Here is a 25950-nt window from a genome sequence, read left to right as displayed (position 1 = left end):
AGCCGGTGGGTGGACAGACCCCGTTACCCGGCAGAAGCACGCCTACTCCTCGAAGTGGGTGGTCACTTTCCCGGAGGACACGGCGGCAATGATCGATTGGGCCAGGTGGCGCAGCTTGATGTTGCGGTTGCTGGAGGCGGTCCGGAGGATGGTGAACGCTTCCTCCTGGCTGCAATGGTTCTGCGCCATGATGGCACCCACCGCCAGGTCAATGACCGTGCGGGACTGCATGGCAGCTGTGAGGTCGTTCTTGGCGTCGCTGAGCTGGGCGATCTTGAGGGCGAGGCGCAGGGACTTGGAAGCGTGCGAGGCAAAGACCTCTGCACGTTCCACGTCCGTGGGGCTGAACGCGTTGGGCCGCTCTGAGTAGAGGTTCAGCGCGGCACGGGTGTCACCCTCCACCATGAGGGGGACCGTGAGGACCGACCGCAGCCCCTGGTCGGCGGCTGCCTCCACGTACTCAGGCCAGCGGTCTTCGCGGAGGAGGTCCGGCACCATCATGGACGAGAGCTCGTCCATGGCGGTGAGGCACGGGCCATCGAGGGTGTTCTGGAGTTCATCCAGCACCCGGGCCCGATCGTCACTGCTGGCTGCCGTGGCCGACTTCTTCCGGCGCTGGACGGTGATGCCACAGTAGACGGGAGACTTGGGGTTGGAGAGGCTCTCTGCGGAGAACTGGGCGAGGTCGCTGAGAAAGGCCTCGACGTCTTCGCTGCCCAGGACGAGATCCAGAAAATATCCGTTCTGGAGAGCTTCCTGCTCAGGGCGGGGGTTGACCATGTGTGACGTTCCTACTGACTGAAAAGCGTCCCCAGCAGACAGCAAAGGAGCGAATTTGCCGCCCTCTGCAAAACGGTCTGAAAACACCTTATCGCCCAACGTTCACCGGTACAAAGTGCGGCACGACCTGCGGTTTCATGAACCTCACACGCTGCGATCTGTCAACTCACCGAGGGTGTCACTCCGGACAGAAAGTAAGTAGGCTTACTTTAGTAGGCGGGTCCGACACGCGGACCGGTTCTCGGAAAGGAGACATCTGATGGGCGTAGGAGACAGCATCCGCAATGCAGCCGAAAACGCAATGGAAGATCTGGCAGGAACCTCCGACCCGGTGAACAAGGGACGGGTGCCGGAACCGAACGAGAAAGAGGACGATATCCACGTCCACTCCTCCCTCAGCGAAGGGTCCAACGCCAACGACTCCGACACCCCGGAGGAACAGGCCCGGCGGACATCCGGCCACGCCGCATCGGCAGGACCTTCCACCGGCGGCACAGATACCGGAGACACCTTCGCGGGCGACGGCGGCGTGCACACCGACAGCGACGTGAACCAGGACCGAGAAGGGGATGCGAACGTGCCGGCAGCTTCCGGTGACGTCCCCGGCCCGGCAGGCCTTCCCGACGGCGACCCGGACGCCTTGCGCGCGGACCCGTCAGAGGGCGGCGAAGACCCGTCCACCAGCATGGGCCGCGGGTAGCACTCCCGGGCGGGGCTGCATCCCGGCTGAGCGGGGGCTGCGACGGACCTTAAGCGCGACGGACCTTAAGAAGGCACCGCCGCCGTGGACCCCCGCTCCACCAATTCCGTGCCAAGTTCGATCCGCTTCGGCAACTCTTCATCCCCCTCCAAGTGCCGGAGCAGCGCACGCATGGCCGTCTCAGCCATCTGGACCACGGGCTGGCGGATGGTGGTCAGTCCGGGCTCGATCCACTCCGCAGCGGGGATGTCGTCGAAGCCGATGATGGACAGATCCTCCGGGATCCGCAGGCCGGCCGAGCGCGCGGCCCGATAGGCACCCAGGGCCTGGGCGTCGTTGCCGGTGAAGATCGCGGTGGGCCTGTTCTTCAGCGCCAGGAGGGCGCGGGTCCCCTTCTCCCCCGACTCGATGGAGAAGTCACCGGGCACCATCAGGCTCGAATCCACATCCACCCGGGCTCGACGAAGCGCAGCCAAATACCCGTCCTCGCGGGCACCACTGCACTGCAGGTCCTCACGTCCGCCGATCATGCCGATGCGCGTGTGTCCCAGCTTCAGCAAATGCTCCGTGGCTGAAAACGCTCCATCCCAGTTGGCCGCCCCCACGGTCATCAACTCCGGACCGGGCTGGCCCACGGGATCGATCAGGATAACGGGAATGCCCAGCGACTTGATGCGCTGGATCTGCTTGGGGTCCAGTTCATAAACCGCCAACAGCACGCCGTCGGACTTCCGCTCTGCAAGGTTCGCCAACCAAGGCCGGATGCGGGAGCCATCCAGGGACAGGCTGCTCACCACGGTGCCGTAGCCGGCTTCCTGGGCAACGCGCTCCACGCCCTCGATGATCTCGCAGGCCCACTCGGACCCCATCCCCGGGAAAACCAGGTCGATCAGCCCGGCCCGTTTCCTGCGCTTGGCCGGCCGCCGGGCGTAGTCGCGCTTGGCAATAATGTCTTCCACCCTGGCACGCGTTGCTGCCGCTACATGGGCATGGCCGTTGAGGACCTTGGACACCGTGGGCACGGACACCCCGGCCTCGCGCGCAATCTCGCCGATGGTTGCCCGCCCCGCGTCCTGCTTGGTTGCCATGAAGCCCCTTTCAGCCGGGGAATCACCTCCCGGCAACAACAGTTTCGGAAAGTTCCCATGCCTGGATCCGACCGCACATGCCGTAAATTCTGCGGGTTTTCCGTTCGCCCATCGTAGTCCTCGCCTCCTGCATGTAGAAAGTTTCCTTTGCGTCCAGGGCTGCCAACTGCTCGGCAGTGGTGCCCGCCTGCCTCGACGCACCATCAGCCAGGTATCCGCGCCAAGCGTCCGTTCGCCCACGCACCAGCCGCCCGGCAGCGGCATGGAAGTCGGCGAGCGCCGCGACTCCGGCCTCCAGCACGGCGGCTTTGAGGTCGAAATACCCTTCCAACGCCAGATCACGACGACGGCGCGCGGCCGCCTCAGCGGTGACGTCACCGCCGTCGGCGTTCTGTGACGGAAGCTGCGCCGCGCGGGCGTAAGCGTCGGAGTCCATCAGATACTCAGGCGGAAACGTCATGACAGCGTCGCCGTTTTCGGGCAGGCCGGCGTTCTGCATGACCACCAGGACGCGCAGGTCACCGGAGTCGTTGATGGCGCGGTGAACCGTTCCGGGCGTAAACCACACCACTGTTCCGGGTTCCAACGGCGTGGTGGTGAACCCCCGTGAGTCCAGCGTCTCCAGGCGGCCGGTCCCCTGCTGCACCACGTAAGCCTCCGTTGATGCGGTGTGGAGGTGCGGCGAACCTCCCGCGGCACCGTCGGCTCCCGGCCAGTCATAGATGCTCACCTCGGAAACTGCGGTGGCGCCCGGAAAGGTGCTGCACACTAGGCCCACGACTCCAAAGCAACCCGTCCGGCTTCGGCGAGCGCCGCAGCCGAGTCGGCGTCCAGGCTGCCGTCCGCAATCACGACGGCGTACCTGTACCTGAGCGGCTCGCCCACCTTGAGCGGGACTTCTTCGCTGAAGAACGGCGCCGAGCCGAGGCAGGCGAACATGGACGAGCGTGCGAACCATTGGTTGGAGGCGCCGGGGTTGGCCTGGTCCTCGACGAAGAGGATGGAGGACTTCCGGCAGGTGTCGTCGTGCTGGCCTGTGAATGCGATCCACGGTGACCGGGTACCCATGAATTCGTCCGCTCCGGAGCCTGTCTCCGAGCGGAATTCGCCGCCCGTGAAGGAACGGGGACCGCGCCAGAACAGCCCGCCGTAACCTGCGTTGTCGCGGCCTTCCGTGGTGGGGCTGCCGATGGTGATTTCAGTCCCGGAAACATTCTCCATGGTGGTGTCGAAAAGCAGCACCCATTCCTCTCCTGAGGGCAGGAGCTGGATGGCGAAGCTCCGTTGTTCTGAAATGAGGGGCTTTCCGGGCGGAGCGGGTTCGAAGGATGTGCCGGGTTCCGCAGGCTGTGCCGTCCACACCAGGGATTCCGTGGCGGTGATCCCTTGCGGCCTTTCCTGGATGCGGGCGAACGCTTCGTGGTTCATGGCACCGTTATTGTCCAGGTTCGCGTAGCCGGTGCTGCGGGTGTAGGTGGCGCCGCCCCAGAAGTTGTGCTCGCCCACGTTGGGAAGTGCCCACGACAGGCCTTTGTGCCAAACGTGGTCCCACGGTCGGTAAATGGTGACTTCGTCTCCCCCCAGGGTGGTGAGCGGATGGAAGAAGGGCCGGGGGCTTTCGTACTGGTCGTCCGCGGGCCGATAGACATAGGTGGCGAGATGCCGTCCGTCGACACCGAAGGTCAACGAGCGTCCGTCATCGAAGTAGCCGATGGTAGTTGTCGGGTCGGTCTGGGCTGCAGTTGTCATGGGAAGGTTCTCCTGATGATGGATTAGGCGCGTGCTGTGGCGGCGAGGACGCTGGTGCCGAGTCCCTCGCCGTCCATGCCGCCATAGAAGGGATGTCCGGGAACGATGTCGCCGCGCCTGACGGGCTGGCCGGTGAAGGCTGAGGCGTAAATGGCGGCAGCGAACTCCAGTGTTTGCCGCGCTGAGGCTGCTCCGGCCGGGAGCGGCAATCCGGCGTCGAGCGCGTCATACATGGCCAGGAACTGGGCGGAGTGGCCGCTGCCCCGGTCGAGCGGTTGGGTGTTCCATGCCGTGGAAACGGGTTCCTCGTGGCCGGGCGCGGCGGTGATGGTCCAATTGTCGGGGCTGTAGCCATAGAGGTGGCTGAGTTCAACGGTGGCGAATTCGCAGTCAATGCGGATATCGGACGTCTCCCGCGGGGACAGCAGTGAGTTGATCACGGTGGCCACTGCTCCGTTCCCAAAGCGGACCAGGGCTGCCGAGACGTCTTCGGTGGATGTTGCCCGTGCCTGCCGGGACGCAAGGGCTGTCACCTCTTCCCATGGGCCCAGGAGATGCAGCAGGAGGTCGAACTGGTGGATGCCGTGGCCCATGGTGGGTCCGCCTCCTTCGGCTTTCCACGTTCCGCGCCAAGGAAGATCGAAGTACTCGTCCGGCCTGTACCAGAGCGTGTCGCAGCGGGCCACCAAGGGACGCCCGAAGTCAGCTCCGCCGATCAGCGTGCGGGCCGCGGCAGAAGCGTCGCCAAAGCGGTGCTGGAACACACAGGAGAACTGGGCGCCACCGCGCGCCTGGGCCGTGGTCAGGCGGTCGAAGTCGGCCAGGCTGAGGGCCGGTGGCTTTTCCGACAGGACATGGGCTCCGGCTTCGAGGCACTCAATGGCCTGGTCGATGTGCAGCATCGGTGGAGTGCAGAGGTGGACGATGTCCGGCCTGGCCTCAGCAAGCAGCTCGCCCAATTGTGTGTAGCGGCCGGGGATGCCGTGCTCGTCGGCAAAGGACTGGAGCCGGTGGTCGTCCACGTCGCACGCTGCAACCACATGGGCGCGCCCTTCGGCGCGGGCCAGGTTGGCGGCATGGACGGCAGCGATACCGCCCGTTCCGACGATGGCAACTCTGTAGGTGTTCATGGGAATCTTTCTGCTGAGAGGTCGGAAAGTTTCTGGTTTGGGGACGCGCCCGGAAAGCTCACGCGTACAACAGCGGTGACCCCAGGGGCGCGGAGGATCGCTGGCACGCCGGTTGATGCATCAGTAGCCAGTCAACACTTTTGGCTCTGGAAAGTAAACACAACTTTCTGATAGTTTCTAAAAACTTCCTCCCAACCCAAGGAGCACCCAGTGACCAGCGGCGCCGCCGAAAAGCAAGCACTAGCCCGCATCCCCGCCCAGGACGTGGTGGAACATCTCATCCGTGAAATGACGCTCGAAGAAAAGCTCGCCCAATTGGTCGGCGTCTGGGTCAATGCTTCAACGGACGGTGACTCTGTGGCCCCGCTGCAGAACCACATGGCCGGTGACTCAAGAACGTGGGACGAGGTGATCGCCAAGGGCCTGGGCCAGATCACCCGGATGTACGGCACTGTTCCTCTGGAACCCTCCGAGGGCGCGCGACGACTTGCCGCCGCCCAGGAGCAGATCGTTGCTGCGTCCCGTTTCGGCATTCCGGCACAGGTCCACGAGGAATGCCTTGCCGGCCTGGCGGCGTGGAAGGCGACAGCGTTCCCGGTGCCCCTTGCCTGGGGTGCCACATTCAACCCCGAACTGGTGCGTCTTATGGCGTCCCGGATTGGACGGTCCATGCGCTCCCTGGGTGTCCACCAAGGCCTGGCTCCAGTGCTGGATGTGGTCCGTGACCTCCGGTGGGGCCGCGTGGAGGAGACCATCGGCGAGGACCCCTACCTGGTAGGCACCGTGGCCACTGCCTATGTCCAGGGCCTTGAGTCCACGGGAATCGTAGCGACGCTCAAGCACTTTGTCGGCTACTCCGCTTCCCGGGCAGGCCGGAACCACGCGCCGGTCTCCATGGGACCGCGCGAACTCGCCGACGTGATGCTCCCGCCGTTCGAAATGGCCATCCGCCATGGCGCGCCCCGTTCGGTGATGCACGCTTATACCGACGTCGACGGCGTACCTGCCGCCGCGAACCGCGCACTTCTGACGGGGCTGCTTCGTGAGGAGTGGGGCTTCACCGGGACTGTCGTTGCCGACTACTTCGGGGTCGCCTTCCTGGACGTCACCCACGGCGTGGCCGGAGACTCCGGTGACGCTGCCGCGCTGGCCTTGACGGCCGGCGTCGACGTTGAACTTCCAACCGTGAACTGTTTCGGTGGGCCTCTGCTGGCCAAGGTGCGTGAGGGAGTTGTGGACCAAACCACCGTGGACGAAGCCCTGCGAAGGGTGCTGCGGCAGAAAGCCGAGCTGGGGCTTTTGTCCCCGGACTTCCGTGCAGAACCACCCGCCCTGTCCGGACCCGTTGACCTGGATCCTGCAGAAGACCGGGAGGTGGCGCGGGAGCTGGCGGCGCAGTCGTTGGTCCTGCTGAGCAACCGGTCCTTCAAGGGACAGCCAGCATTGCCGCTGGCTCCGTCCGGCCCTGTGGCCGTTGTTGGCCCCTTGGCTGATGACCCCTTCGCCATGCTCGGGTGCTACTCGTTCGATGCCCACGTGGGTGCATCGCACCCCGACGTACCCATGGGGATCTCCGTCCCCTCGGTGGCAGCCGTGGCCGCCGGCCGGTATGACTCTGTTGCGGTGTCGGTAACTGGAAACTGCGAGTCGGCCACCGGGGAACAGATCGCGGACGCCTGTGCCGCCGCGGCTTCTGCGGACACGTGTGTGATCGTGGTCGGCGACAACGCCGGCTTGTTCGGCCGTGGCACGTCAGGCGAAGGCAACGACGCCGCCGGCCTGCAGCTTCCCGGCGACCAGCACGAAATGCTGGACCGCATTCTGGCGGTGTGCGGCGAAACGGGAACCCGGTCAGTGATCGTGGTCCTCAGCGGCCGACCCTATGCCCTGGGCGACTTCGTGGATCGCGCCGACGCAATCGTTCAGGGCTTCTTTCCCGGCGAAGAAGGTGCCGCAGCCGTCTGGGACGTGCTGACCGGCGTCGTGAATCCGTCCGGCAAGCTGCCCGTCTCCGTGCCACGCTCCCCCGGCGGCCAGCCCGGCACTTACCTGCATTCGAAGTTGGCCGGCGCCACAGAAGTCAGTGCCTTGGATCCGTCCCCGCTGTTCGCTTTTGGTCACGGCCTCTCCTACACGACCTTCGACCTCTCGGACCATCGTTGCAGCGCCCCCACCATGTCCACGGAGGGAACGCTCACGCTGTCCTGCCGCGTGACCAACACGGGGTCCCTGCCGGGAGCGGAAATCGTGCAGCTCTACCTGGAAGATCCGGTCGGCGAGGTCGTCCGCCCGGTGCGGGAGTTGATCGGTTATGCCCGTGTCGAACTGGACGCCGGAGCCTCCGCTGTCGTCGAATTCGAGGTACACGCAGACCGCACGTCCTTCACGGGCCTGGATCTGGAGCGCGTGGTGACCCCGGGGTTGGTGAAGCTGCACGTCGGGACATCCAGCAGCCACTACGCCGCCACCCACGAGGTCATCCTGGACGGCGTGCGCCGGGTGGTTGGCTTTGACCGTCAGATGCTGACGCCGGCCAGGGTCCGGATGGACTGACTCCGGCTCAGGCCATCCGGGCGTCAGCTTCCGGGTCGCGGCGGGAACTGAGCATGCCGGCGATCTTCTCCTCCAGCGCTGCCACGGTCGCTTCCGGAAGGACGATCAATCCGTCGAGTTCCTTGCGGGCGCGTTTGTAGGCCGTCTGCCGCTCCGCAGGGGTAGCGGCAACATCCTCGGCGATCCGCAGCAGCTTCCTTGCCGTTGCCAGGCGTTGGCGTTCGGGCCCGGTGAAGTTGCCGTCCTTGATCCGCCGTGCTTCGCGCTCGGCTATGTCAAAGGCAATCTCGTAGCTGTGGACGGCCGCCCGGTATTCCGCCAGCCTGGCCGCCGTGGTGATGTCCGCGGCAGCGGAAGGCCGGACTCCGTCGGCTTCCTTCTTCGCCCGGAGGAACGCTACGGTCAGGGGTTCGCGGACATCCGTCATCAGCGGGAAATCGATGAGCTTTCCGACGTCGAGTTCGTAGTCCAGCCACTTGTGGTTGACGGCATCATGGGCGGCCATAAGCGCTGCGACTTCCGACTGGCTGGCCTGCTCCGCGATGGCCTGCTGGTTCTTGAGCTTGTACAACTCCACCTTGCGGCGGTGGCGCCGTTCGCTGGCCCTTGACCATGACTTGGCCCAGCCGCCGGCCACCCCGCCAAAGACGAACACGAGCCACCAGTAATTACCGACAAAGTCGAAGAAGGGTTCCACAGAGCCATCCTCCCACCGCCGCGGACCGGGCCTCAACGGTGGACCGGTGAAGGTTCGGCGTCCATGGGCTCCGAAGCTCGGCCCCAGCATGACGAATCCTTAGCCTCGACATATTTTGCCATTAGCGATCCTTTTGACTGGGTATGCTCGTCCGGACCGTTAGTGCTATCCGGAAGGACCTGCCGTGACCACCACGAATGACCACAACGACGTGGCCTCCACCCGCCCCCTGAACATCGTCGTCGCGGGATCCACCAGCGCCGCCGGCCAGGCCGTGGTGACCGCCCTGCTCAAGGCCGGTGCCAAGGTCGCCGCCGTGGATCTCGATGCTGCGAGGCTTGAGGTCCTGGCCGCGTCCCACCCCGGCGTTGCCACCTACACCTGCAACTTGGCGAACCCGGAATCAGTGGCGAAGCTTGCCGCCTCGGTACACAACGACCTCGGCCCCGTGGACGGACTGATTCACCTCGTGGGCGGCTGGAGGGGTGGCGAAGGCATCACGGGCCAGAAGGATGAGGACTGGGACGTCCTGCACACCAGCATCATGACCACCCTCCGGAACACCTCGCGCACCTTTTACCCCGACCTTGAAGCCTCACCGCGCGGCAGGTTGGCGATCGTATCGGCCACTACGGCCGCCAAACCCACGGCTTCCGGCGCCGGCTACTCGGCCATCAAGGCTGCATCCGAGGCATGGGTCCTCGGCGTGGCCGACGGCTTCAATGCCGCACAGTCCGGCCACAAAACCGAGCCCAGGGAGCAGACTTCGGCGGCAGTGGTGTTCGTGGTCAAGGCCCTGCTGGATGACGCTATGAAAGACGCTGCACCGCACCGCAAGTTCCCGGGCTACACGCACGTCAACGAACTCGCCGAACACATAGCTGCCCTCTTCACCGCCCCGGCCGCGGACCTGAACGGGACCCGGCAGCACCTGGGCTAGGTGCGCTGTCGCACCCTGTAGCTAGCATGGCTGTCATGGACCAGCGACTGCACTTCATCACCTTTGCCACGCCTGATCTGGACCGGGCCCGTGCCTTCTATAAGGACGGGCTCGGTTGGGATCCACTGATGGACGTCCCGGGCGAGATCATCTTCTTCCAGGTGGCCCCCGGACAAGTACTCGGGCTCTTCGATGCCGACAAGTTCAATCAAGACCTGGGCGGCTCGGCGGCAACCACCGGCGTCAGCGGCGTAACGCTTTCACACAACGTTGGCAGCGAGGCAGCTGTGGCCAGCACCATCGAGCAATTGAAAGCCGCTGGCGGCACCGTCCTCAAACCGGCCCAGCCGGGCGACTTCGGAGGCATCTTCCACGGCCACGTCAAGGACCCCAACGGCATCGTCTGGGAAATTGCGTTCAACCCGGGCTGGCGGATCGACGACGCCGGCACGGTGGTTTTCGGATAAGTGCTGCCTTGAGATAAGTCCGGCTTGTGGCATACCAAGAGCAATCTTAGGCTGGCTTAGTGGCTCTATCCTTGCGCAATACCCTGCTGCTAGGGCATTCTGGAATACCAAAAGTTGACGTCTGCCATGCGGCAGCGCGTCGGCATCCCCTTGCCCAGGAGTACAACGATGTGCCTTCACGACCACACCTCAGCACCTACGCCGAAGGGCGAACTGCCTCGCCGCGGAATCCTCGCCGGAGCCGCCGCGCTGGCCGGAATCTCGGTAGCAGGAATCGCCAGCCAACTCGCAACAGCCCCTGCAGCCAAGGCTGACAACCCCAATTCCGGCCCCAACTACCCCGGCCAGCCGCTCACTGTTCAGGCCGTCATCATCGAGGGCGGAACGGTTGTCGACCCCAAGACCGGCGACGCCGTGGCCGACGGTGTCGTGGTCCTCGACGGCGGTAAGGTGACCGCCGTCGGCAGCCGGGATGAGACGCGCAAGGCTGTTGCCGCCGTCGTGAACCGCGCCCGCGTGCTGAACGCCTCCGGCCGGTGGGTCCTGCCGGGGTTGGTGGATGCCCACGTCCATGCAAATGCGCTGGCAGACGCCCGCCTCCTCCTCCAAGGTGGTGCCACCAGCGTCCGCAGCGGTTCGAGCACGTTCTACCAGGACATTGCCCTGGCCGCCCTGCCGTCGTGGGCACCGGGCGTTTCACCCCGCATGACCCCCGCCGGCCTCTTCATTTCACCGGATCAAGGCGACTCGCTTCTGGCCGATCCGGACCTGGCTCCCCTGGCCACCATCAGCGGCGGCATCACCGAAACGCAGGATCTGGCCTACCTCACCCGGGTCAACATCAAGCGCGGGGCAAAGGTCATCAAGACCCGGGCCAATCCGCGCGCAGGCCTGCCCGAACAGGACCCCCGCGAGCTGGTCTATGACGTGGAGCAGATCGGCGCGATCGTGAAGGCCGCCAAGGGCGCGGGCGTCCTGTGCCATGCCTACAGTGCGGAGGGTATCGACGGCGCTGTCCGGGCCGGGGTGAAAAGCATCGAGCACGGCGTTTTCGTATCGGAGCAAACCATCCAGGAGATGGCCCGGCGGGGCACCTTCTTCACCCCGACCATGGATGCCATCACCAGCATGGCCGGGTCCAGCAACCCCGTCCTGGCTGCCCGCGGCAAGGAATACACCCCGATCCTCCAGGCCGCCGTGCGCGCTGCGAAAGATGCCGGCGTCACGATCGTTGCCGGTACCGACTCCTTTGGCACCGACGTCACCCCGATCGGCACAGAGGCGCGGCTCCTGGCCGAAGCAGGCCTGTCACCCCTTGAGGCACTGCAGGCGGCCACAACCAACGCGGCCCGCTTGCTTGGCCGCGGTGACGAGGTGGGCAGGCTGGTTCGCGGCTCAGTTGCCGACGTTGTAGTGGTGGACGCGGACCCGTTGACCAACGGCACCGCCCTGGAGAAGGTCAGCACTGTCATCGCGCAGGGAGCCGTGGTCAGGACGAACCTCTAACCGGCCGGTTGGGGCTCCCGTGCGGTGGTAAACCGGCGCTCAACGAGCCTGAGCAATGGGCGCGAGTTCAAGCACAGGAGATACACCACCAAGCCAACAACAAACAGCATCAGCCAGGCTGTGGTGGACAGCAGCACAAAACCGGTGACGAAGAGTATGCCTGCGTTCCCGAGGGACACGCGTTTGTGGGCACCGAGGCTGTAGGCGGCAAGCCGGTGGATGTCCACGGTCCGGAAGGTGAAACGGGACAGCAGCAGCAAGGCATGGGCTGCCGCAGTGCCCATCAGGATGCCGAGTCCCAGCAGGCCTGCCCGGGCAGCAACCGTTTCAGGGTTGCTGCCCGGCAGGCTGAGGAGGTTGGCACAGATGACAGCAAGGACGCCCAGGTAAGGCAACCCCACCACCAGCGCCTGTCCGAAATTGTTCCGGTAAGACCCCAGGAAGTCCCGGAACACCCCTGTGTCCTCTCCGGCAACAAGGCGGTTGAAGGCGTAGCAGGCAGCAACAACCGACGGCCCGGTCAGGAGCAGCGGCAGCAGGGCGACGGGCCCGATCACGCCGACGAGCAACGGCGACACAACCAGGAGGATGTTGGTGGCCACCAACAGGCCGCCGACGATCATCACGCCCTGGACGGTACCGGCGGCCTTGAACAGGGCACCGGTACCGAACTCTGCTTTCCTTGCTGTCATCAGCTGCTCCTGTCTGGAAACTACTTCTTGTCCGCGTAGGCCTTGTACGCCTTGTTGGCGAGATCTACGTATTTGGCCATGCCCTTGCTGTCCAGTTCCTTGACGTAAGCATCGAACTCGCCCATGCCCCGCTGACCAGTGATGAACTTGAGTGCGTTCTGCTTGACGTGGTCCTTGAGCGGGGTAAGTGCCAGCGTCGCTTGTTCGCGGTCCACATCATTGAACGGAACCGGCGGCGCAACGGGCCGGGGAGTCTTGGCCTTCATGGCGTCCTGGAAGGCGAGTTCTTCGTCATTGAACGTCGAATGCAGCAGTTCCGTAGGCCCGCCGTAGGCGAAGTTACCGCCGGAGAAGCCGTAGTCCACCCGCAGGTCCTTGGTCCCGGCGGGGTTGAGGCCCTGGAAGTTGATGTCGGCTGCCAGCTTCCGCTTGCCACCTTCCTTGGTGAAGGTGGTGCCCTCCACGCCCCACTTGCTGAACTCCTGCCCGGCATCGCTGTAGAACAACCAGTCGATGTACTGGATCAGCCCAACAAACGACTCCTTGTCCTTCACGGACGAATTCAGCATGATGCCGTTCTCCAGGCGTGTTCCGCCAATGATGTCCCCCTCCGGTCCCCCCGGAACCGTGATCTTCCCAATCTCGAAGTCGCCCTTGCCCAGAGACTGTTCCATGGACGTGCGGTAGGTGATGACGTTCTGCGAATTGGCGCTGATGACGAACGACTTTCCGGAGACGAACTTCTGAATGGCGGCGTCGTCGGTCTGCGTAAAGCTCTCCGGATCCATCAGACCTTCAGACACCAGCGAGTTGAAGTACGCGACCAGGTCTTTGAACTTCTCCGATCCGGCGGCGAAGCCGAATTCCTTCTTGTCCTGGTCGAACAGGAGCCCGTCAACCAGTCCCCATCCCGCGACCGTTCCAAAGGTCGGTGCTGCGAAATTCAGGACGCTGTCACCCTTGAAACGGTCGGAGAACGGGATGACGTCCGGGTAGGCCTTCTTGAGTGAACGGAGTACCTCGCGGAACTCATCCCAGGTCTTGGGCTCGGACAGGCCTTCCTTTTTCAGGATGTCCTTGCGGAAACACAGCGAGTAGTCAGGCCACAGCTCCTCGTGCAGGCCGGGAAGCACGTAGTACTTGCCATCCTCCTGGGTAAGGGCCTCGATTTCCGGTTCGAGCTTCCACTTCTTGACCTTGTCCTGGAAGTGCGGCATCAGGTCCACGTAATCACTGACGGGCAGCACGGCACCGGCGGACACGAAGGCCGATTCCTGCCCGGGGTAGGTCTTGGCGATGATTTCCGGCGCGCTGCCGGAGCTGATGAGGAGGCTGCGCTTCTGTTCGTAATCGCTGTTGGGAACGATGGTGGGTTCAAGAGTGACGTTGTTGTCCTTGGCCATCTTGGTGAAGAGCAGCCAGTCCTTCTTGTAGGGGTAGGTCGGCTGGTCCGAGAACAGGAACGTGAACGTCAAAGGCTGCGTCGCCTTGAACGTGTCTCCGACGCCGAAGCTGTCCATGGCGCCCGTCCGGTTCTTCGAGGTATCCACTTTTTCCGTGGTGTCCGCATCGCATGCGGTCATGACCAGGCCGATCGTGACCACGGACGCCAGGCCCAGGAAGTCCCTCCTGCGGAACTCTCGTTTGGTGATCATTGGGTGTCCTTTCATAAGGGTTATTCCTTGACGGAGCCGAGCATCACGCCCGAGAAGAAGTACTTCTGGACGAAGGGATAGACACAAAGGATGGGGATGACGGTCAGCACGATCGTGACCGACTGGATGTTGGCCGCGATCTGGCCAACGTTCTCTGCCGTGCCGCCTGCCGATCCGGCCGTGGTGACCCCGGCAATCATGTTGCGGAGGTAGATGGTGACCGGGAACAGGTCCGGGTTGTCCAGGTAAAGGAACGCCTGGAACCACGAGTTCCAGTTGGCCACCGCATAGAAGAGGACCATGGTGGCAACAATCGCCTTGCTCAGCGGAAGGACCACCCGGAACAGGATCCCGTACTGGGTCAAGCCATCAATGGAAGCCGCCTCTTCCAGTTCGCGCGGCATGTTCTCGAAGAAGGACTTCATGATGAGCAGGTTGAAGACGCTGATGGCATTCGGCAGCACGACGGCCCACAGGGTGTCCCTCATTCCCAAGGAACTGATGAGCACATAGTTGGGAATGAGGCCGCCGTTGAAGAACATGGTGAACACCGCCAGCCCGATGAACAGGCTTCGGCCCTTCAAGTCCTTCTTGGCGATCGCATAGGCAAATGAGGTGGTCAGGACCATGGAGATGGCGGTGGCCACCACGGTGTACAGGACGGTGTTGCCGTAGTTGGTCCAGAAGGCGGAGTCCGCCAGGATCAGCTTGTAGGTCTCGGTGTTGAAGCCCAGGGGGAACAGGTTGACCTGCCCGGCATTGATGAAGCCTTCACTCGAGAAGGACTGGGCAATGATGTTCAGGAAGGGATAGACGGTCAGAAAGACCACCAGCAGCAGGAACACCAGGTTGAAAGCCCGGAACACCCGCATGCCGGTGGACACTTTCATGTCCGAAAGGAGCACGCCGCGTTCGGCTCGTGAAGTTTTGCTCACCAGAGGCTCGTTCCTGCGACGCGCTTGGAGATCGCGTTCGCTGAGAGGATCAGCGTGAGGCCGATGACGGATTCGAACATCCCGATCGCAGCCGCGTAGCTGAAGTTGCTGGATTCCAGGCCCACCCGGTACAGGTAGGTGGAGATGACGTCGGAGGTCGCGTAGTTCAGGGGGTTGTAGATCAGGAGGATCTTTTCGAAACCCACCGCCATGAACGTGCCGATGTTGAGGATCAGCAGGGTAATGATCGTCGGGCGAATCGCCGGCAAGGTGACGTGCCAGGTCTGTTGCCACCGGTTGGCGCCATCGATTCTGGCGGCCTCGTACAAGGACTCATCCACCCGGGTCAGGGCGGCCAGGTACAGAATGGCGCCCCATCCCATGGTCTGCCACACCTCGGAACTGATGTACATGGGCCTGAACCAGGTGGGGTCCTGCGTGAAGTTCACGGTGTTGCCGAACAACGCCTCCGAAATCTGGTTGACGGTTCCCGTCAATGAGAAGTTCTGGAGGATCATGCCGGCGATGATCACCACGGACATGAAATGCGGCAGGTACGCCACGGTCTGGACGAACTTCTTGAACTTCTGCGAGCGCAGCTCGTTGAGCATCAGGGCAAAGATGATCGGCATCGGGAAGCAGAACACCAATGTAAGGACGCCCAGGATGATGGTGTTCTGGAACGCCTGCCAGAAGCTGGGATCGTTGATGAAGAGGGTGATGTATTTGAAGCCCACCCACTTCTCGCCGAAGATGTTGCCGCCGGGCTGGAACTGGCGGAATGCGATCACGTTCCCGGCCATTGGCAGGTACCGGAAAACCAGGAAGTAGGCCAGTGGTAGCGCTAACAGTGTGTACAAACGCCAATCGCGTTTGAACGCCAGCTTCCAGCTTCCGGGTTTGTCACGCCGCTTCTGCTGAGGCTTGTCCTCTACGGCCCCGGAAGGAGGAGCGTCCATTCTCAGTGCCATGCTCCCACTCCTTCCGCCAGCACCAGGACGCCGTTGGCTTCCAGCTCAACCGGGCCCTTAACCGCGCGTCCGCTGAGGAGGTCCGTACCGCCGTCGAGCACGTCCACCCGGGCCGGCGCGTCATTGTGGTTGAGCACCATAAGGAAGCTGCGGCGGGTGCCCTCAGCGTTGATAGCGTCACGACGGCGGGCCTGGACTCCGGCGGGGGCGTCCAGTACCGGTTCCACACCTGAGGCCTGGAGTTCCTCATCGAGCAACTGCCGGAGCAGGTCGTCGTCCACGCGTGCTGACAGATACAGGGCAGTCCCCCGGCCAAAGGAGTTGCGCGTGACGGCCGGAGACCCCGCGAGCCGGCCCGAGGCGTAGCTGGCCACGACGTCCGCCGTTACGGCATGCAAGTGCTCGGTCCAGTAGCCTGCGGATGAGGTGCTGCCGTCGGCCGTCACGAGCTTTACGCGTTCATCCTCGCCTGCAAGGGGATGCATCTCCTCGCTCCATGCACCCAGGACGTTCCGTAGCGCGCCGGGATAGCCACCCAGGCGGATCGTGTTGTTTTCGTCCACGATGCCGGACAGGTAGGAGACCACCAGCCGGCCACCGCCCGTGACGTAGTCCTCGAACCCAGCGGCCGCCTCATCGGTGAGGAGGTACGACGCCGGCATGATGACCAGGCTGTACTGGGACAGGTCGCTGGTGGCGTTGACGAAATCAACGGTCACGTTTGATTCGAAGAGCGGACGGTAGAAGCGAAGGACTTCGGTGGTGTAGTTCAAATCGGAGCGGGGTGAGTTCCCCAATTCAAGGGCCCACCAGCAGTCCCAATCGAAGACGATTGCCACCCTTGCCGCGGACCGGGTGCCCGTTAGGCCGGCCAGTGACTTCAGTTCCTGGCCCAGTTGGCACACCTCGCGGAAGATCCGGGTGTTGGGACCGGCGTGGTTGACCATGGCCGAGTGGTAACGTTCCGTGCCGCCCCGGGCCTGGCGCCACTGGAAGAAGAGGATCGAATCAGCGCCCTGGGCTATGGCCTGATAGGAGCCCAGCCGCATTTTTCCGGGAAGCTTGGATACGTTGATGGACCACTGGCTCACCGCGCCCGTAGCCTGTTCCATGACCAACCACGGCTGGCCGTGGCGCAGTGAACGCATGAGGTCGAAGTTGAGCGCGGCTGCGATATGTGCGTCGTCTTCGCGGGGATCGGGGTAGATGTCCAGCGCGGCGGCGTCTTCTTCCGCTGCCCATGCCCAGTAGTCATTGGTTTTGTAGAACCGCATGAAGTTGGTGACGATCGGCAGGTCCGGGCTGTGCTTGCGGAGGATGTCGCGTTCAGCCTTGAAGTGTTCCAGCATGCTGTCCGAGGTGAAGCGGTGGAAGTCCAGGCGCCGCGAGGGATTGGACCATGTTCGCGGCTGGGCGGGCACCCGGACCTGTTCCCAAGCGGTGTAGAGCTGCCCCCACACCGCGGTGCTCCAGGCCTGGTTGAGCTCGTCCAAGGACTCGTATTTGCGCTGCAGCCATTCACGGAACGCTTTCTCCGCCCAGGGGCCGTAGGACGCCGGACCGTATTCATTGCCGACATGCCACATCCGGAGCGCAGGGTGGCCGGAATAGCGCTCGCCCATCTTGTCCGCCAAGGCCAGGGACTTCTCGCGGTAAACGGGGTGGGAGACATCAAAGTGCTGGCGTGACCCGAAACCGAAGATACTGCCGTCCGCGCGTTCGGGCATGATGTCGGGGTGCTGTTCAACGAGCCAGGCGGGCGGGACGGCGTCCGGGGTGGCGAGGTCCACGCCGATTCCGTGCTCATGCATCAGGTCCATGACCTCGTCGAGCCATTCGAAATCGAACACGCCGTGGCTGGTCTCCAACCGGCTCCATGAAAAGACCGCCAGGGTCACGAGGTTTACGCCGGCTTCCTGCATGAGCCTGGCATCCTCCTGCCAGACGTCTCGGGGCCATTGTTCGGGGTTGTAGTCGCCGCCGTAGGCAATGCCGCCGAGGCGTTCGTGCAGGCGTTTCAAGCGCTCTTCCGCGCCCTGTAATTCCGCTGGGTGGATGGTCATCTTTGTCCTTCGCTCGGCCTTCGTCGCCCCAAAAGCTTCAGTGCGACGCGCATCACAGGGAGAAACTATCGTAAAGTTTTGGCAATAACAACAGTTCAGTATCCGAAACTTGCGAGTAACTTAGCGGCCCTTAATCGGCGCTGGCGTAGGACTTTCCGGCGATGGGTTGGCGTTGGGGCCGGGATGAATCGCAAAATTCCCACAGAATGTGGCTGTTTGTTTCTACGAAATTTCAGAAACTTTCCGGTTGCCGGGCCGTACTCGCGAGTTCGCGGGAAGCCTTCGAATGGGCCCGGAAAGGAACAGCGACCTCGGCGCATTCCCGCGATCGTGCGGAGAAGCTCAGGATAATCCATTGACACGTGACTAAATGGTCACCTATTCTGAACCCATGGACGCCGTGTTTAAAGCACTGGCAGACCCCACCCGGAGGGAACTGCTCGATGAGCTGTTCCGCGAGGACGGGCAGACCCTCAGTGCCCTCGGAGCCCGGTTCGAGATGACCCGTTTCGGCATCGCAAAGCACCTCAAACTGCTGGAAGATGCAGGCCTGGTGGTCACCCGCCGTCGGGGGCGTGAAAAGCTGCACTTCCTGAACCCGGTCCCCATCCGGCTCATCCACGATCGCTGGGTGAGCAAATATGCAGAACCATGGGCCGCTGCCCTCAGCGACCTGAAATCCAGATTGGAAAGTCCCATGGAAAAGATCTTCGAAATCTACATCAAGACCACGCCGGAGCGGCTCTGGGAAGCCATCACCACCAGTGAGATCCGGAGCAAGTACCAGTTCGGGAACACCTTCACCTCGGACTGGACGCAGGGTGGGCGCTTTGAGATGCGCAATCCCAAGGCCGACGCACCGCTCGGGGAAGGCGAAAACATCGAAGTCGATCCCCCGCGTCGGCTGGTCCAGACCATGCGCGCGTTGTGGGGCGAGGACGTCAAGGCCGAGGGAACCTCGCGGATCACGTGGGAGATTGAACCCGTGGGCGATTCGTGCCACCTCACCGTGACGCACGACCAGCTGCGCGAGGGCGCCAACGACCAACTCTACGGCGGCTGGCCCATGATCCTCTCCGGCCTGAAGACGTGGCTGGAGACCGGCGAAACGCTCACCACGCCGGGCTCGCTCATGTACGCCTAGGGGAACCCAACTAGTACGAAAGTAGTGGTGGGTTAGGCTGCGGTGACCGGGGTGATGGTGACGTTGTAGCCGAGGTTGTTGAGTTGTTTGATGGCGTTGTTCTTGGCTCTGGTTGGGTTGATCCTGTTGAAGTGGTCGGCGCCGGGGTCGGTGTAGCACTCGCCGTTGCGGAGCATGTGCCAGGCCGCTGTGAGGATGGAGTGTTCGATGGCGACGAGGGCTTTGTTGGTTCCGGAGCGGGCGGTGATGCGGCGGTATCTCGCGGCGAGGTAGGTGTTTTTGGATCGGGTCGCGGACATGGCCGCGGTGCCGAGTGCTGCTTTGAGGTATTTGTTGCCGGGCATGATGTGGCTGGATTTGATCCTGCCGGCGGATTCGTTGGCGCTGGGGCAGACCCCGGCCCAGGACGCGAGCCGGCCCGGGGTTTCGAACACGCTCATGTCCGCTCCGGTTTCGGCGATGATCACTTCGGCGACTCGTTGGGATACTCCGGGGATGGTGGCCAGGGCTTCCCTGGCCTCACGAAAGGGTTCCATCGCCTCCTCAATGCGTGCGGTGAGGGTATCGATGGTGCGGGTGTGGGCGTCGATCTGGTCCAGGTGCAGTCGTGCCATGAATGCGTGGTGGGGTTTGAACCTGCCGGTGAGGGCGTCGACCAGTGCCGGGATTTTCGAGCGCAGCATTCCACGGGCCATCCCGGCCAGCACCTCGGGGTTCCGTTCGCCGTTGATGAGGGCTTCGAGCATGTCCCGGGAAGAGACCCCGGTCAGGTCTGAAACCACGGAAGAGAGTTTGATCCCGGAGCTTTCCAGGAACTTCTCCAGCCTTTGGATTTCCCGGGCCCGGTCGCGGGTGGCGATGGCGCGGGCCCGGGTGAGGTCCCGCAGTTCGCGGATGGGTTCGGGCGGCACGAATGATGCCCGCAGCAGCCCGTGCGCGGCCAGTTGGGCCAGCCACGCGGCGTCGGAGACATCGGTTTTGCGTCCCGGGATGTTCCGGGCGGCTTTGGCGTTGACCAGCATCACCGGCAGGGTTTCTTCGAACAGGTAGAAGAACGGTTTCCAGTAATCGCTGGTCGCTTCCATCACCACAACAGTGACGTGTTCGCGTTCGAGGAACTCCCGAAGTTCCAGGATCGCGTGCGTGGTCGCGCCCCAGGTTGTGACCTTTGAGGTGTAGGTCCCTGCCCGTTCTCCGGGGACCCGCACGCAGACCTTCGCGTCGCGTTTGGAAATATCCATTCCCGCGGCCCGTTCATGAACAATGTCCATTCCAGCTTCCCTTCAATACATCCAGTTACCGGCGTCGTCTCGGGGAGGACAGGGAGAATATTCAGGAATCTAGTACCCGTGCTTGAAAGCAACAATCCACGGTTCCCGTGGAAGTCCTCCACGCCACGCTGGGTCACGGACTCAAGGCACCAAGTTGGGCCAGCGTTCACCGAGACGAACAATCCCATGATCAACCCGTATGGGCAGAGCCCACCAGAGCCCAGGCGAGCCAACCGCATACTTTCCCGGATCACGGCGCGCCGAAGGCACTCACACGCTGGGTCGCACTTGTGCGCGTTTTCAGCGCTCAAAACGCGCACAAGTGCGACCCAGTTGGGAGGGGACGCGCCTGGGTTAGGCGGCGGGGGCTGGCGTCTGGGCGTCACTAAGCCAGGCGGCCTTCATGGTTCCCAGGAGATGCGGGGCGAACTCCTCCCCGATCGAGAGCACTACCCGGCACCGTGCGCCGCGCTGATCGGGGAAGCCCACATATTGCCCGCGGAGATCGCACACAGTCTGGCCACGGCCCGGGCCATGGGTGGTGTCCACGGCCACCCGGACCTTGGGCGCCACGGCCAGCTCTACTCCCCTGACGGCGATGGCCGCGGCGAGGGGATCGTGCATTGCGGAACAGGCCCGGCCGAAGATGTCCACGTAGAAACCGAAGTAGTAGCCCAGCATCCCGCCAAGAGCCTGCGAAACAGGGTGATCGAAGGCCAGGAGTTCCTGGCGGTGGCTCTCCTCCAGGACGTTGGTCATGGTGACATCCAGGGGCACCAGGGTCACATCCCAGTCGGCAGCCAGAACCTCCGCCGCGGCTTCGGGATCGTTGGCGATGTTGGCTTCGGCCACGGGCGTGATGTTTCCGGGGGCCAACGCCGCCCCACCCATGATGGTCAGCTCGGCCACGAGTTCGGGCAGCTTGGGTTCGAGCCGGAGAGCCTCGGCGATGTTGGTCAGCGGGCCGATGGCCACGACGCGCAGCTCACCGGGATGCTCATGCGCCAGCTTCACCAGGAGTTCCGCGGCCGTACCCGGCACCGGCTCACGGTCCGACGGTTCCAACTCCACTCCTCCAATGCCGTTGTCTCCATGCACATGCGGGGCTCCACCGTGGAACGTGCCAACCTGCGGATCGTGGGCGCCCACGGCCACGGGAATATCCGGACGCCCGGCAAGCTTCAGCAAATCCAGCGTATTCCGGGCACCTCCGGCGGCGCTGACATTGCCGCTGACGGTCCCGATGCCCACCAGCTCCGCCAGCGGCGACGCCAGGAGATAGGCGAGGGCCAGGGCATCGTCGATACCTGTGTCGCAGTCGAGGAAGAAGGGTGCGGGCTGGTTCATGGTTTTCTCATTTCGGGTCTTTCGGAACAGGGTTGGTCAGTGGCCCCCGGCGGCGGGGTCCGGCGTCGTGCGTTAGATCTTTTCGCCCTTAGGCGCTGCTATGAACAGGCTCACGATGAACGCGAGAACGGTGATGCCCACGGAAATCCAGAGGGCCGTGGAGTACCCGGCTGCGGTGCCCAGGCCGGCGAACGGCGCAACGACCACGACGCCGAGACTCGCCCCGATGCCGAAGCTCGCTCCGTTGATGCCCGGCAGGGCGGCCGGTGCTTCCTTGGGCGACAGCAGGACGGAGAGGCCGTTGATCGCGGTCAGGAAGAAGCCGTTGTAGAAAATGCCCAACGCGGCGATCGCGATCAGGACAGCCACCTGGTTGTTGGCGAACATGGCCGCGACGATCGCACAGACAAGGCTGGCTGCAGAGCCGACGCGGACGGTTTTGATCCATCCACGGCGGTCGGCGATCCAGCCGGCAAGCGGAGCCGCGAAGACGCCGATCAGGGCAGCGGGCGTCAGGAACAAGAGTGCCGCCACCGATGCGGACAGGCCGAAACCACTGTTCTTGTCCTGGCTCAGCAGCACCACGGTGAAGTTGATGATAGCGAAGATGCCGGCCAGGGTCAGCACGGTGGTGGCGATCACCGGCCACACCTGGCGGGAACGGAGGTGGTGGACGGCAACCAGTGGAGTCTGGCGCTTCTTCTCGATCAGCCAGAAGGCGGTGAAGGACGCGATGCTGCCGGCGAGGAGGGCGAGTGCCGCCGGTGACGTCCAGCCTGCGGAGGAACCGGTGGACACGAAGTACGTGATGAAGACGAGGAACACCGAGAGCGAACCGGCGCCCCACCAGTCCATAGTGCCGGCGGCTGCAGCGAACCGTCCCTTGGGGACTACTTTGATGACGCAGACGACGGCGATCGCGGCCAGTACCAGCACGGCGACAAAGATCGACTGGAAGCCCATGGTTTCAGCCATGAGGCCACCGAAGTAGCCATCCACTCCGCCGACGCCGCCGTTGATGGCTGCGATGATGCCGATGGACGTGCCGAAAAGCCGTGCAGGCAGATGCTCGTTGAGGACGATGTAGGACAGCGCGAAGATGGCGCTCGAGACGCCCTGCAGGAAGCGTCCGGTGACCAGCAGGGGAAGGTTCGGGGCGAAGATGCACAGCACCGTACCTGCGCCCATGATGGCCAGGACCAGCAGGAGCGCGGTGCGGCGGCCGATGAAGTCGCTCCACCTCCCGATCACCGGGCCGGAGATGGCACCTGCCAGGAAGAACATGGACTGGACCTGGGCCACGGCCTCGGGAGATTCGCCAAAGAACGTACCGATGTGCGGCAGGGCCGGGGTGATCATGCTGGCGTTGAGCTGGAATGCCAGAACGGCCAGGACCAGGGTGGTGATCAGGAAGGCAGCGGCTCGGCCGTGGAAACGGCCTGCCTCGGCTGCCTCGAGCGCTGTCTCCTGCGGTTCCACCGCGGTGTTGGGGATGTTCACATCAAACTCCTTTGTCCGAGGGCGCCGGCAAGCGCCGCGAGATGTGAGTTGTTATACAAGCATGTATTACGAGCTTGTGCAACCTCTCCCATTTCTCCGGTACAGTGTCCCTAACCGATTCCTAGCGAGGCTCCCTTGACCGACAACGCCGTCCAGTTCCTGTCCCGCCCCATCGCAGCCCAGCAGGGCCAACCCCTGCGCGTGGCCGCCTACTCCCGCATCGCCGAGGCGATCAGGACCAAGCTCCTGCCGCCGGGTTCACTCCTGCCCACGGAAACCGAACTGGGCAACATGATGGACGTCAGCCGCACCGTCATTCGGGAAGCGCTGATGCTCCTGGAGGAAGACGGGCTCACGCGGGCACGACGCGGAGTTGGCAGGTTTGTGGCCGACTCGTTGCCCCGGATTGGAATCGAGCACATCCGTCCGTTTGACCAACTGCTGGGTGGCCAGGACTCGGATATCCAGGTCAAACGGGTGGCGGCCATCAAACAGCCGGCCTCGGAATTCGTGGCGCCCGGCCTCGGCGTCCAGCCCGATGACGACGTGTGGTTCTGGGAAAGCGTACTGATCCGCAACGGCGAGCCCGTGGCGCACCTGCAGGAGAACGTAGCGCAGGACATTCCTGAGGCCGGGGCCCTGACAGAGGCCGCCGAAGCTCCCGGGCTCCCCGCGCCGACACTGCTGGAGCTCCTGGCCGGCCTGACCGGGACCACCCTGGGCCCAGGCGAGTGCCAGATCAGCCTCAGCACCGCCGGTCCCAGCCGCGCCAAACTCCTGGACCTCCGGCCTTCCGATCCGGTCCTGGTCCTCACCCAGTACGTCCGACGGAACGGAGCCCCGTTCTACTTGGCCAAGTGCCTCGTGGCTGCCAGGGCCGGGCACCTCTCCGTCATCCAGTCCTCCTGAAGTTCATTTCCCAGATAGGCCTTCCCATGAGCTCTTCCCTGACTTCGCCTGCGCTGACCGTCGTTGGCAGCATCAACCTCGACATCACGGCGACCACCCACAGGCTCCCCTCCCCCGGCGAAACAGTGGGCGACGGCGTCCTTCGCCAACAGCCCGGCGGAAAGGGCGCCAACCAGGCCGTCGCCGCTGCCCGGCTCGCTGGTGCCTCGCGCATGGTCGGGGCCGTTGGCCAGGATGAAGCGGGCCGCACCCTGCTGCATGCCATGGCGCGTGCCGGCGTCGACGTTGCGGACGTAGCGCAGGTTGACGGCGCCACCGGCACCGCGCTGGTCTTGGTGGATTCCGACGGCGAAAACCAGATCGTCGTGTGCCCGGGCGCCAACGGGCAGGTTTCCGTGGACGACGTATCCTTCGCCGAGGACGAGGCAGTGCTGTGCCAACTCGAAGTCGACCAGGACGTGGTTCTGGAGACCGCCCGCCGCACCAGGGGCTTCTTCGCCCTGAATGCCGCACCGGCCGCACCTTTGCTGCCCGAACTCCTGGAACGCTGCGACCTGGTGATCGTCAACGAAACGGAATATGAGCTCATCCCCGAGCTGCGGAACGCCCCGCTGGTGGCTGTGACCTACGGCGGGGAAGGTTCGGCGATCTTCAAGAACGGCGAAAGGGTGGCGGAAGCTCCCGCCGTCACGGTAAGCGACATCGCCAACACCATCGGCGCCGGGGATGCCTTCTGCGCAGCTTTGGTTCTGGCGCTGCAATCCGGGCTGCCGCATGGCCATGCCCTGGCCGCCGCAAACGCGGTGGGTGCCGATGCCGTCCGCGATTCCTCTTCCCAGCCGGCACTGCAGCGGTTGGAGCACTACATCGAAGCGACCCGCCCGATGGCTGGCACCCTCATCCTTGAGCGTGTCAAGAATGGCGAAGTCATTGATGTGACCAACAACGGCGAGGTCGCCGCTACGCTCATTCCACCCTCTTCGTCGCCCTTTGAACGGCTTTTGCAAGCAGGAAGCGTTCGGCCAGCGGTAGATTCGCCAGTGGATTTCCGTCTCATACCGCGAGTCAAAATTGAGCTTGGGACAGCCGAGATACTCGCCGACCTGCGCGGTGATCGGTGATCGTTTATGCAGACACTTCGGCGATCTTGAAGTTGGTGGCTGACGAACGGGAGTCGCAAACCCTCGCCGATCACCTGACCCACATCAGCTCCTCCGGAGGGCATCTGGTCGCTTCGATGCTGCTCTATACGGAACTCCACTGTGCAGCCCGCCGCCGAAGCTTACCTTTCGACGTGGTCAACGACGTCCTATCAGCGATCAACTTGGTGGATGTAACCCGTGCTGACCTGATGTTCGCTTCAGCAATGCCCAGGCAGCTCCGCAGCGCTGACGGGATTCATCTGGCCACGGCCATCCGACTCCAAGTGGACAACTTGGTTGCTTACGATCAGGAACTGCTGCTTGCTGCCAAGGAGTCCGGACTTGCAGCGTCGTCCCCAGGGGCCTAGCCGATAATCCGGAAGTCGTCGAATTCCCCGGTCGCGTCCGAGATGTCGGCCGCAACGTCCTCCACTTGCCCGGGAGCGTTGGACGAATTGAGCCAGTCCAGCAGGCGGTCGACGTCCGCGTGCGGCCCTTCGGCCACCAACTCAACGGACCCGTCAAAACGGTTCCGAACCGTCCCGCTCAGAAGGAGTTCCTCGGCCTTCCGAGCCGTCCAGTAGCGGAAGCCCACGCCTTGGACGACTCCGGTGACGCGTGCGGTAAGCCTCACGTGCTCTGCACTCATGGACCCACCTTAACCAATCGTGCCCTTGTTCGCCGCTCCCCTCCTTCAGGGTAGGGATGGAC

The 25950-nt window shown here is 63.7% G+C and carries 23 protein-coding genes and 1 pseudogene; 9 read left to right on the top strand and 15 right to left on the bottom strand.

Annotation, left to right across the window (positions count from 1 at the left end; genetic code table 11):
• Positions 1-42 precede the first annotated feature (42 nt).
• On the bottom strand, positions 43-780 hold the full coding sequence (locus ACPFL9_RS05735; RefSeq protein ID WP_426006328.1) for an ANTAR domain-containing protein: 738 nt from the start codon (positions 778-780) through the stop codon (positions 43-45).
• Between the two features lie 259 nt (positions 781-1039).
• On the opposite strand from ACPFL9_RS05735, the gene ACPFL9_RS05730 reads away from it, so the two are divergent.
• Complete coding sequence (locus tag ACPFL9_RS05730) at positions 1040-1480, top strand: hypothetical protein (protein WP_426006326.1); 441 nt, start codon at positions 1040-1042, stop codon at positions 1478-1480.
• A 65-nt stretch (positions 1481-1545) separates the two neighbouring features.
• Here ACPFL9_RS05730 and ACPFL9_RS05725 read toward each other — a convergent pair whose 3' ends face one another.
• From ACPFL9_RS05725 to ACPFL9_RS05710, 4 genes are read right to left on the bottom strand one after another with little or no spacing between them, the layout of a single operon-like run.
• Complete coding sequence (locus tag ACPFL9_RS05725; RefSeq protein WP_426006324.1) at positions 1546-2568, bottom strand: LacI family DNA-binding transcriptional regulator; 1023 nt, start codon at positions 2566-2568, stop codon at positions 1546-1548.
• A 22-nt stretch (positions 2569-2590) separates the two neighbouring features.
• On the bottom strand, positions 2591-3337 hold the full coding sequence (locus tag ACPFL9_RS05720) for a cupin domain-containing protein (RefSeq protein ID WP_426006323.1): 747 nt from the start codon (positions 3335-3337) through the stop codon (positions 2591-2593).
• Positions 3337-4317, bottom strand: coding sequence for a PmoA family protein (locus ACPFL9_RS05715; RefSeq protein WP_426006321.1), 981 nt, complete (start codon positions 4315-4317; stop codon positions 3337-3339). Before ACPFL9_RS05715 ends, ACPFL9_RS05720 begins: the two co-directional genes overlap by 1 nt.
• A gap of 23 nt (positions 4318-4340) precedes the next feature.
• Positions 4341-5447 carry a Gfo/Idh/MocA family protein gene (locus ACPFL9_RS05710; RefSeq protein WP_426006320.1) on the bottom strand — a complete coding sequence of 369 codons (1107 nt, stop codon included), beginning with the start codon at positions 5445-5447 and terminating at the stop codon, positions 4341-4343.
• Positions 5448-5657: 210 nt separating this feature from the next.
• Here ACPFL9_RS05710 and ACPFL9_RS05705 point away from each other — a divergent pair, with 210 nt between their 5' ends.
• A complete protein-coding gene (locus ACPFL9_RS05705) occupies positions 5658-8000 on the top strand; it encodes a glycoside hydrolase family 3 N-terminal domain-containing protein (RefSeq protein WP_426006319.1) in 2343 nt (780 codons plus the stop codon).
• 7 nt (positions 8001-8007) lie between these two features.
• On the opposite strand, the gene ACPFL9_RS05700 is transcribed toward ACPFL9_RS05705, so the two are convergent.
• Positions 8008-8697, bottom strand: a complete 690-nt coding sequence (locus tag ACPFL9_RS05700; RefSeq protein WP_426007497.1) for a hypothetical protein — start codon at positions 8695-8697, stop codon at positions 8008-8010.
• Positions 8698-8881: 184 nt separating this feature from the next.
• On the opposite strand from ACPFL9_RS05700, the gene ACPFL9_RS05695 reads away from it, so the two are divergent.
• The 3 genes from ACPFL9_RS05695 to ACPFL9_RS05685 all read left to right on the top strand — a co-directional run bounded on the left by ACPFL9_RS05695 (position 8882) and on the right by ACPFL9_RS05685 (position 11610).
• The gene (locus ACPFL9_RS05695; RefSeq protein ID WP_426006317.1) at positions 8882-9637 is read left to right on the top strand and encodes an SDR family oxidoreductase; all 756 of its coding nucleotides are present in this window, start codon (positions 8882-8884) and stop codon (positions 9635-9637) included.
• 35 nt (positions 9638-9672) lie between these two features.
• Positions 9673-10104: a VOC family protein gene (locus tag ACPFL9_RS05690; protein ID WP_426006315.1), complete on the top strand. Its 432-nt coding sequence runs from the start codon at positions 9673-9675 to the stop codon at positions 10102-10104.
• A gap of 168 nt (positions 10105-10272) precedes the next feature.
• Positions 10273-11610, top strand: coding sequence for an amidohydrolase family protein (locus ACPFL9_RS05685; RefSeq protein WP_426006314.1), 1338 nt, complete (start codon positions 10273-10275; stop codon positions 11608-11610).
• Here the strand turns inward: ACPFL9_RS05685 and ACPFL9_RS05680 are convergent.
• From ACPFL9_RS05680 to ACPFL9_RS05660, 5 genes are read right to left on the bottom strand one after another with little or no spacing between them, the layout of a single operon-like run.
• Positions 11607-12302, bottom strand: a complete 696-nt coding sequence (locus ACPFL9_RS05680) for a YesL family protein (protein WP_426006313.1) — start codon at positions 12300-12302, stop codon at positions 11607-11609. The genes ACPFL9_RS05685 and ACPFL9_RS05680 overlap by 4 nt on opposite strands.
• A 20-nt stretch (positions 12303-12322) precedes the next feature.
• On the bottom strand, positions 12323-13972 hold the full coding sequence (locus tag ACPFL9_RS05675; protein ID WP_426006312.1) for an extracellular solute-binding protein: 1650 nt from the start codon (positions 13970-13972) through the stop codon (positions 12323-12325).
• Between the two features lie 5 nt (positions 13973-13977).
• Positions 13978-14847 (bottom strand): carbohydrate ABC transporter permease, encoded by an 870-nt coding sequence (locus ACPFL9_RS05670; RefSeq protein WP_426007496.1) that lies wholly within the window; start codon positions 14845-14847, stop codon positions 13978-13980.
• A gap of 41 nt (positions 14848-14888) precedes the next feature.
• Positions 14889-15863 carry an ABC transporter permease gene (locus ACPFL9_RS05665; protein ID WP_426006311.1) on the bottom strand — a complete coding sequence of 325 codons (975 nt, stop codon included), beginning with the start codon at positions 15861-15863 and terminating at the stop codon, positions 14889-14891.
• Positions 15854-17926: a beta-galactosidase gene (locus ACPFL9_RS05660; protein WP_426006310.1), complete on the bottom strand. Its 2073-nt coding sequence runs from the start codon at positions 17924-17926 to the stop codon at positions 15854-15856. Before ACPFL9_RS05660 ends, ACPFL9_RS05665 begins: the two co-directional genes overlap by 10 nt.
• Positions 17927-18317: 391 nt before the next feature.
• Between ACPFL9_RS05660 and ACPFL9_RS05655 the strand changes: the two genes are divergently transcribed.
• Positions 18318-19070, top strand: a complete 753-nt coding sequence (locus ACPFL9_RS05655; RefSeq protein ID WP_426006309.1) for an ArsR/SmtB family transcription factor — start codon at positions 18318-18320, stop codon at positions 19068-19070.
• A gap of 32 nt (positions 19071-19102) precedes the next feature.
• Here ACPFL9_RS05655 and ACPFL9_RS05650 read toward each other — a convergent pair whose 3' ends face one another.
• From ACPFL9_RS05650 to ACPFL9_RS05640, 3 genes are all read right to left on the bottom strand, one after another.
• Positions 19103-20341 carry an IS110 family transposase gene (locus tag ACPFL9_RS05650; RefSeq protein ID WP_426004607.1) on the bottom strand — a complete coding sequence of 413 codons (1239 nt, stop codon included), beginning with the start codon at positions 20339-20341 and terminating at the stop codon, positions 19103-19105.
• A gap of 354 nt (positions 20342-20695) precedes the next feature.
• Positions 20696-21688 (bottom strand): nucleoside hydrolase, encoded by a 993-nt coding sequence (locus tag ACPFL9_RS05645; RefSeq protein ID WP_426006308.1) that lies wholly within the window; start codon positions 21686-21688, stop codon positions 20696-20698.
• A gap of 72 nt (positions 21689-21760) precedes the next feature.
• Positions 21761-23188 carry an MFS transporter gene (locus ACPFL9_RS05640; protein WP_426006307.1) on the bottom strand — a complete coding sequence of 476 codons (1428 nt, stop codon included), beginning with the start codon at positions 23186-23188 and terminating at the stop codon, positions 21761-21763.
• Positions 23189-23323: 135 nt separating this feature from the next.
• On the opposite strand from ACPFL9_RS05640, the gene ACPFL9_RS05635 reads away from it, so the two are divergent.
• The 3 genes and pseudogenes from ACPFL9_RS05635 to ACPFL9_RS05625 all read left to right on the top strand — a co-directional run bounded on the left by ACPFL9_RS05635 (position 23324) and on the right by ACPFL9_RS05625 (position 25607).
• A complete protein-coding gene (locus ACPFL9_RS05635; RefSeq protein WP_426006306.1) occupies positions 23324-24097 on the top strand; it encodes a GntR family transcriptional regulator in 774 nt (257 codons plus the stop codon).
• 26 nt (positions 24098-24123) lie between these two features.
• A pseudogene (locus ACPFL9_RS05630) lies at positions 24124-24978 on the top strand (PfkB family carbohydrate kinase); the annotation flags it as partial.
• A gap of 275 nt (positions 24979-25253) precedes the next feature.
• Positions 25254-25607, top strand: coding sequence for a PIN domain-containing protein (locus tag ACPFL9_RS05625; protein WP_426006304.1), 354 nt, complete (start codon positions 25254-25256; stop codon positions 25605-25607).
• Here the strand turns inward: ACPFL9_RS05625 and ACPFL9_RS05620 are convergent.
• Entirely contained in the window at positions 25604-25888 is a 285-nt protein-coding gene (locus ACPFL9_RS05620; RefSeq protein WP_426006303.1) for an acylphosphatase, read from the bottom strand. The genes ACPFL9_RS05625 and ACPFL9_RS05620 overlap by 4 nt on opposite strands.
• Positions 25889-25950 lie beyond the last annotated feature (62 nt).

The organism is Paenarthrobacter sp. NyZ202 (assembly GCF_049860755.1).
Classification (GTDB): Bacteria; Actinomycetota; Actinomycetes; order Actinomycetales; family Micrococcaceae; genus Arthrobacter.
Note: the sequence above shows the minus strand (reverse complement) of the source record. Positions and strands in the feature narration are given on the sequence as shown.

What these genes read in the sequence shown, in the direction of transcription:
- ACPFL9_RS05735 (WP_426006328.1), bottom strand. Translation starts at nt 780, where the DNA reads ATGGTCAACCCCCGCCCTGAGCAGGAAGCTCTCCAGAACGGATATTTT.
- ACPFL9_RS05730 (WP_426006326.1), top strand. Translation starts at nt 1,040, where the DNA reads ATGGGCGTAGGAGACAGCATCCGCAATGCAGCCGAAAACGCAATGGAA.
- ACPFL9_RS05725 (WP_426006324.1), bottom strand. Translation starts at nt 2,568, where the DNA reads ATGGCAACCAAGCAGGACGCGGGGCGGGCAACCATCGGCGAGATTGCG.
- ACPFL9_RS05715 (WP_426006321.1), bottom strand. Translation starts at nt 4,317, where the DNA reads ATGACAACTGCAGCCCAGACCGACCCGACAACTACCATCGGCTACTTC.
- ACPFL9_RS05710 (WP_426006320.1), bottom strand. Translation starts at nt 5,447, where the DNA reads ATGAACACCTACAGAGTTGCCATCGTCGGAACGGGCGGTATCGCTGCC.
- ACPFL9_RS05690 (WP_426006315.1), top strand. Translation starts at nt 9,673, where the DNA reads ATGGACCAGCGACTGCACTTCATCACCTTTGCCACGCCTGATCTGGAC.
- ACPFL9_RS05685 (WP_426006314.1), top strand. Translation starts at nt 10,273, where the DNA reads ATGTGCCTTCACGACCACACCTCAGCACCTACGCCGAAGGGCGAACTG.
- ACPFL9_RS05680 (WP_426006313.1), bottom strand. Translation starts at nt 12,302, where the DNA reads ATGACAGCAAGGAAAGCAGAGTTCGGTACCGGTGCCCTGTTCAAGGCC.
- ACPFL9_RS05675 (WP_426006312.1), bottom strand. Translation starts at nt 13,972, where the DNA reads ATGAAAGGACACCCAATGATCACCAAACGAGAGTTCCGCAGGAGGGAC.
- ACPFL9_RS05670 (WP_426007496.1), bottom strand. Translation starts at nt 14,847, where the DNA reads ATGAAAGTGTCCACCGGCATGCGGGTGTTCCGGGCTTTCAACCTGGTG.
- ACPFL9_RS05665 (WP_426006311.1), bottom strand. Translation starts at nt 15,863, where the DNA reads ATGGCACTGAGAATGGACGCTCCTCCTTCCGGGGCCGTAGAGGACAAG.
- ACPFL9_RS05660 (WP_426006310.1), bottom strand. Translation starts at nt 17,926, where the DNA reads ATGACCATCCACCCAGCGGAATTACAGGGCGCGGAAGAGCGCTTGAAA.
- ACPFL9_RS05655 (WP_426006309.1), top strand. Translation starts at nt 18,318, where the DNA reads ATGGACGCCGTGTTTAAAGCACTGGCAGACCCCACCCGGAGGGAACTG.
- ACPFL9_RS05650 (WP_426004607.1), bottom strand. Translation starts at nt 20,341, where the DNA reads ATGGACATTGTTCATGAACGGGCCGCGGGAATGGATATTTCCAAACGC.
- ACPFL9_RS05645 (WP_426006308.1), bottom strand. Translation starts at nt 21,688, where the DNA reads ATGAACCAGCCCGCACCCTTCTTCCTCGACTGCGACACAGGTATCGAC.
- ACPFL9_RS05620 (WP_426006303.1), bottom strand. Translation starts at nt 25,888, where the DNA reads ATGAGTGCAGAGCACGTGAGGCTTACCGCACGCGTCACCGGAGTCGTC.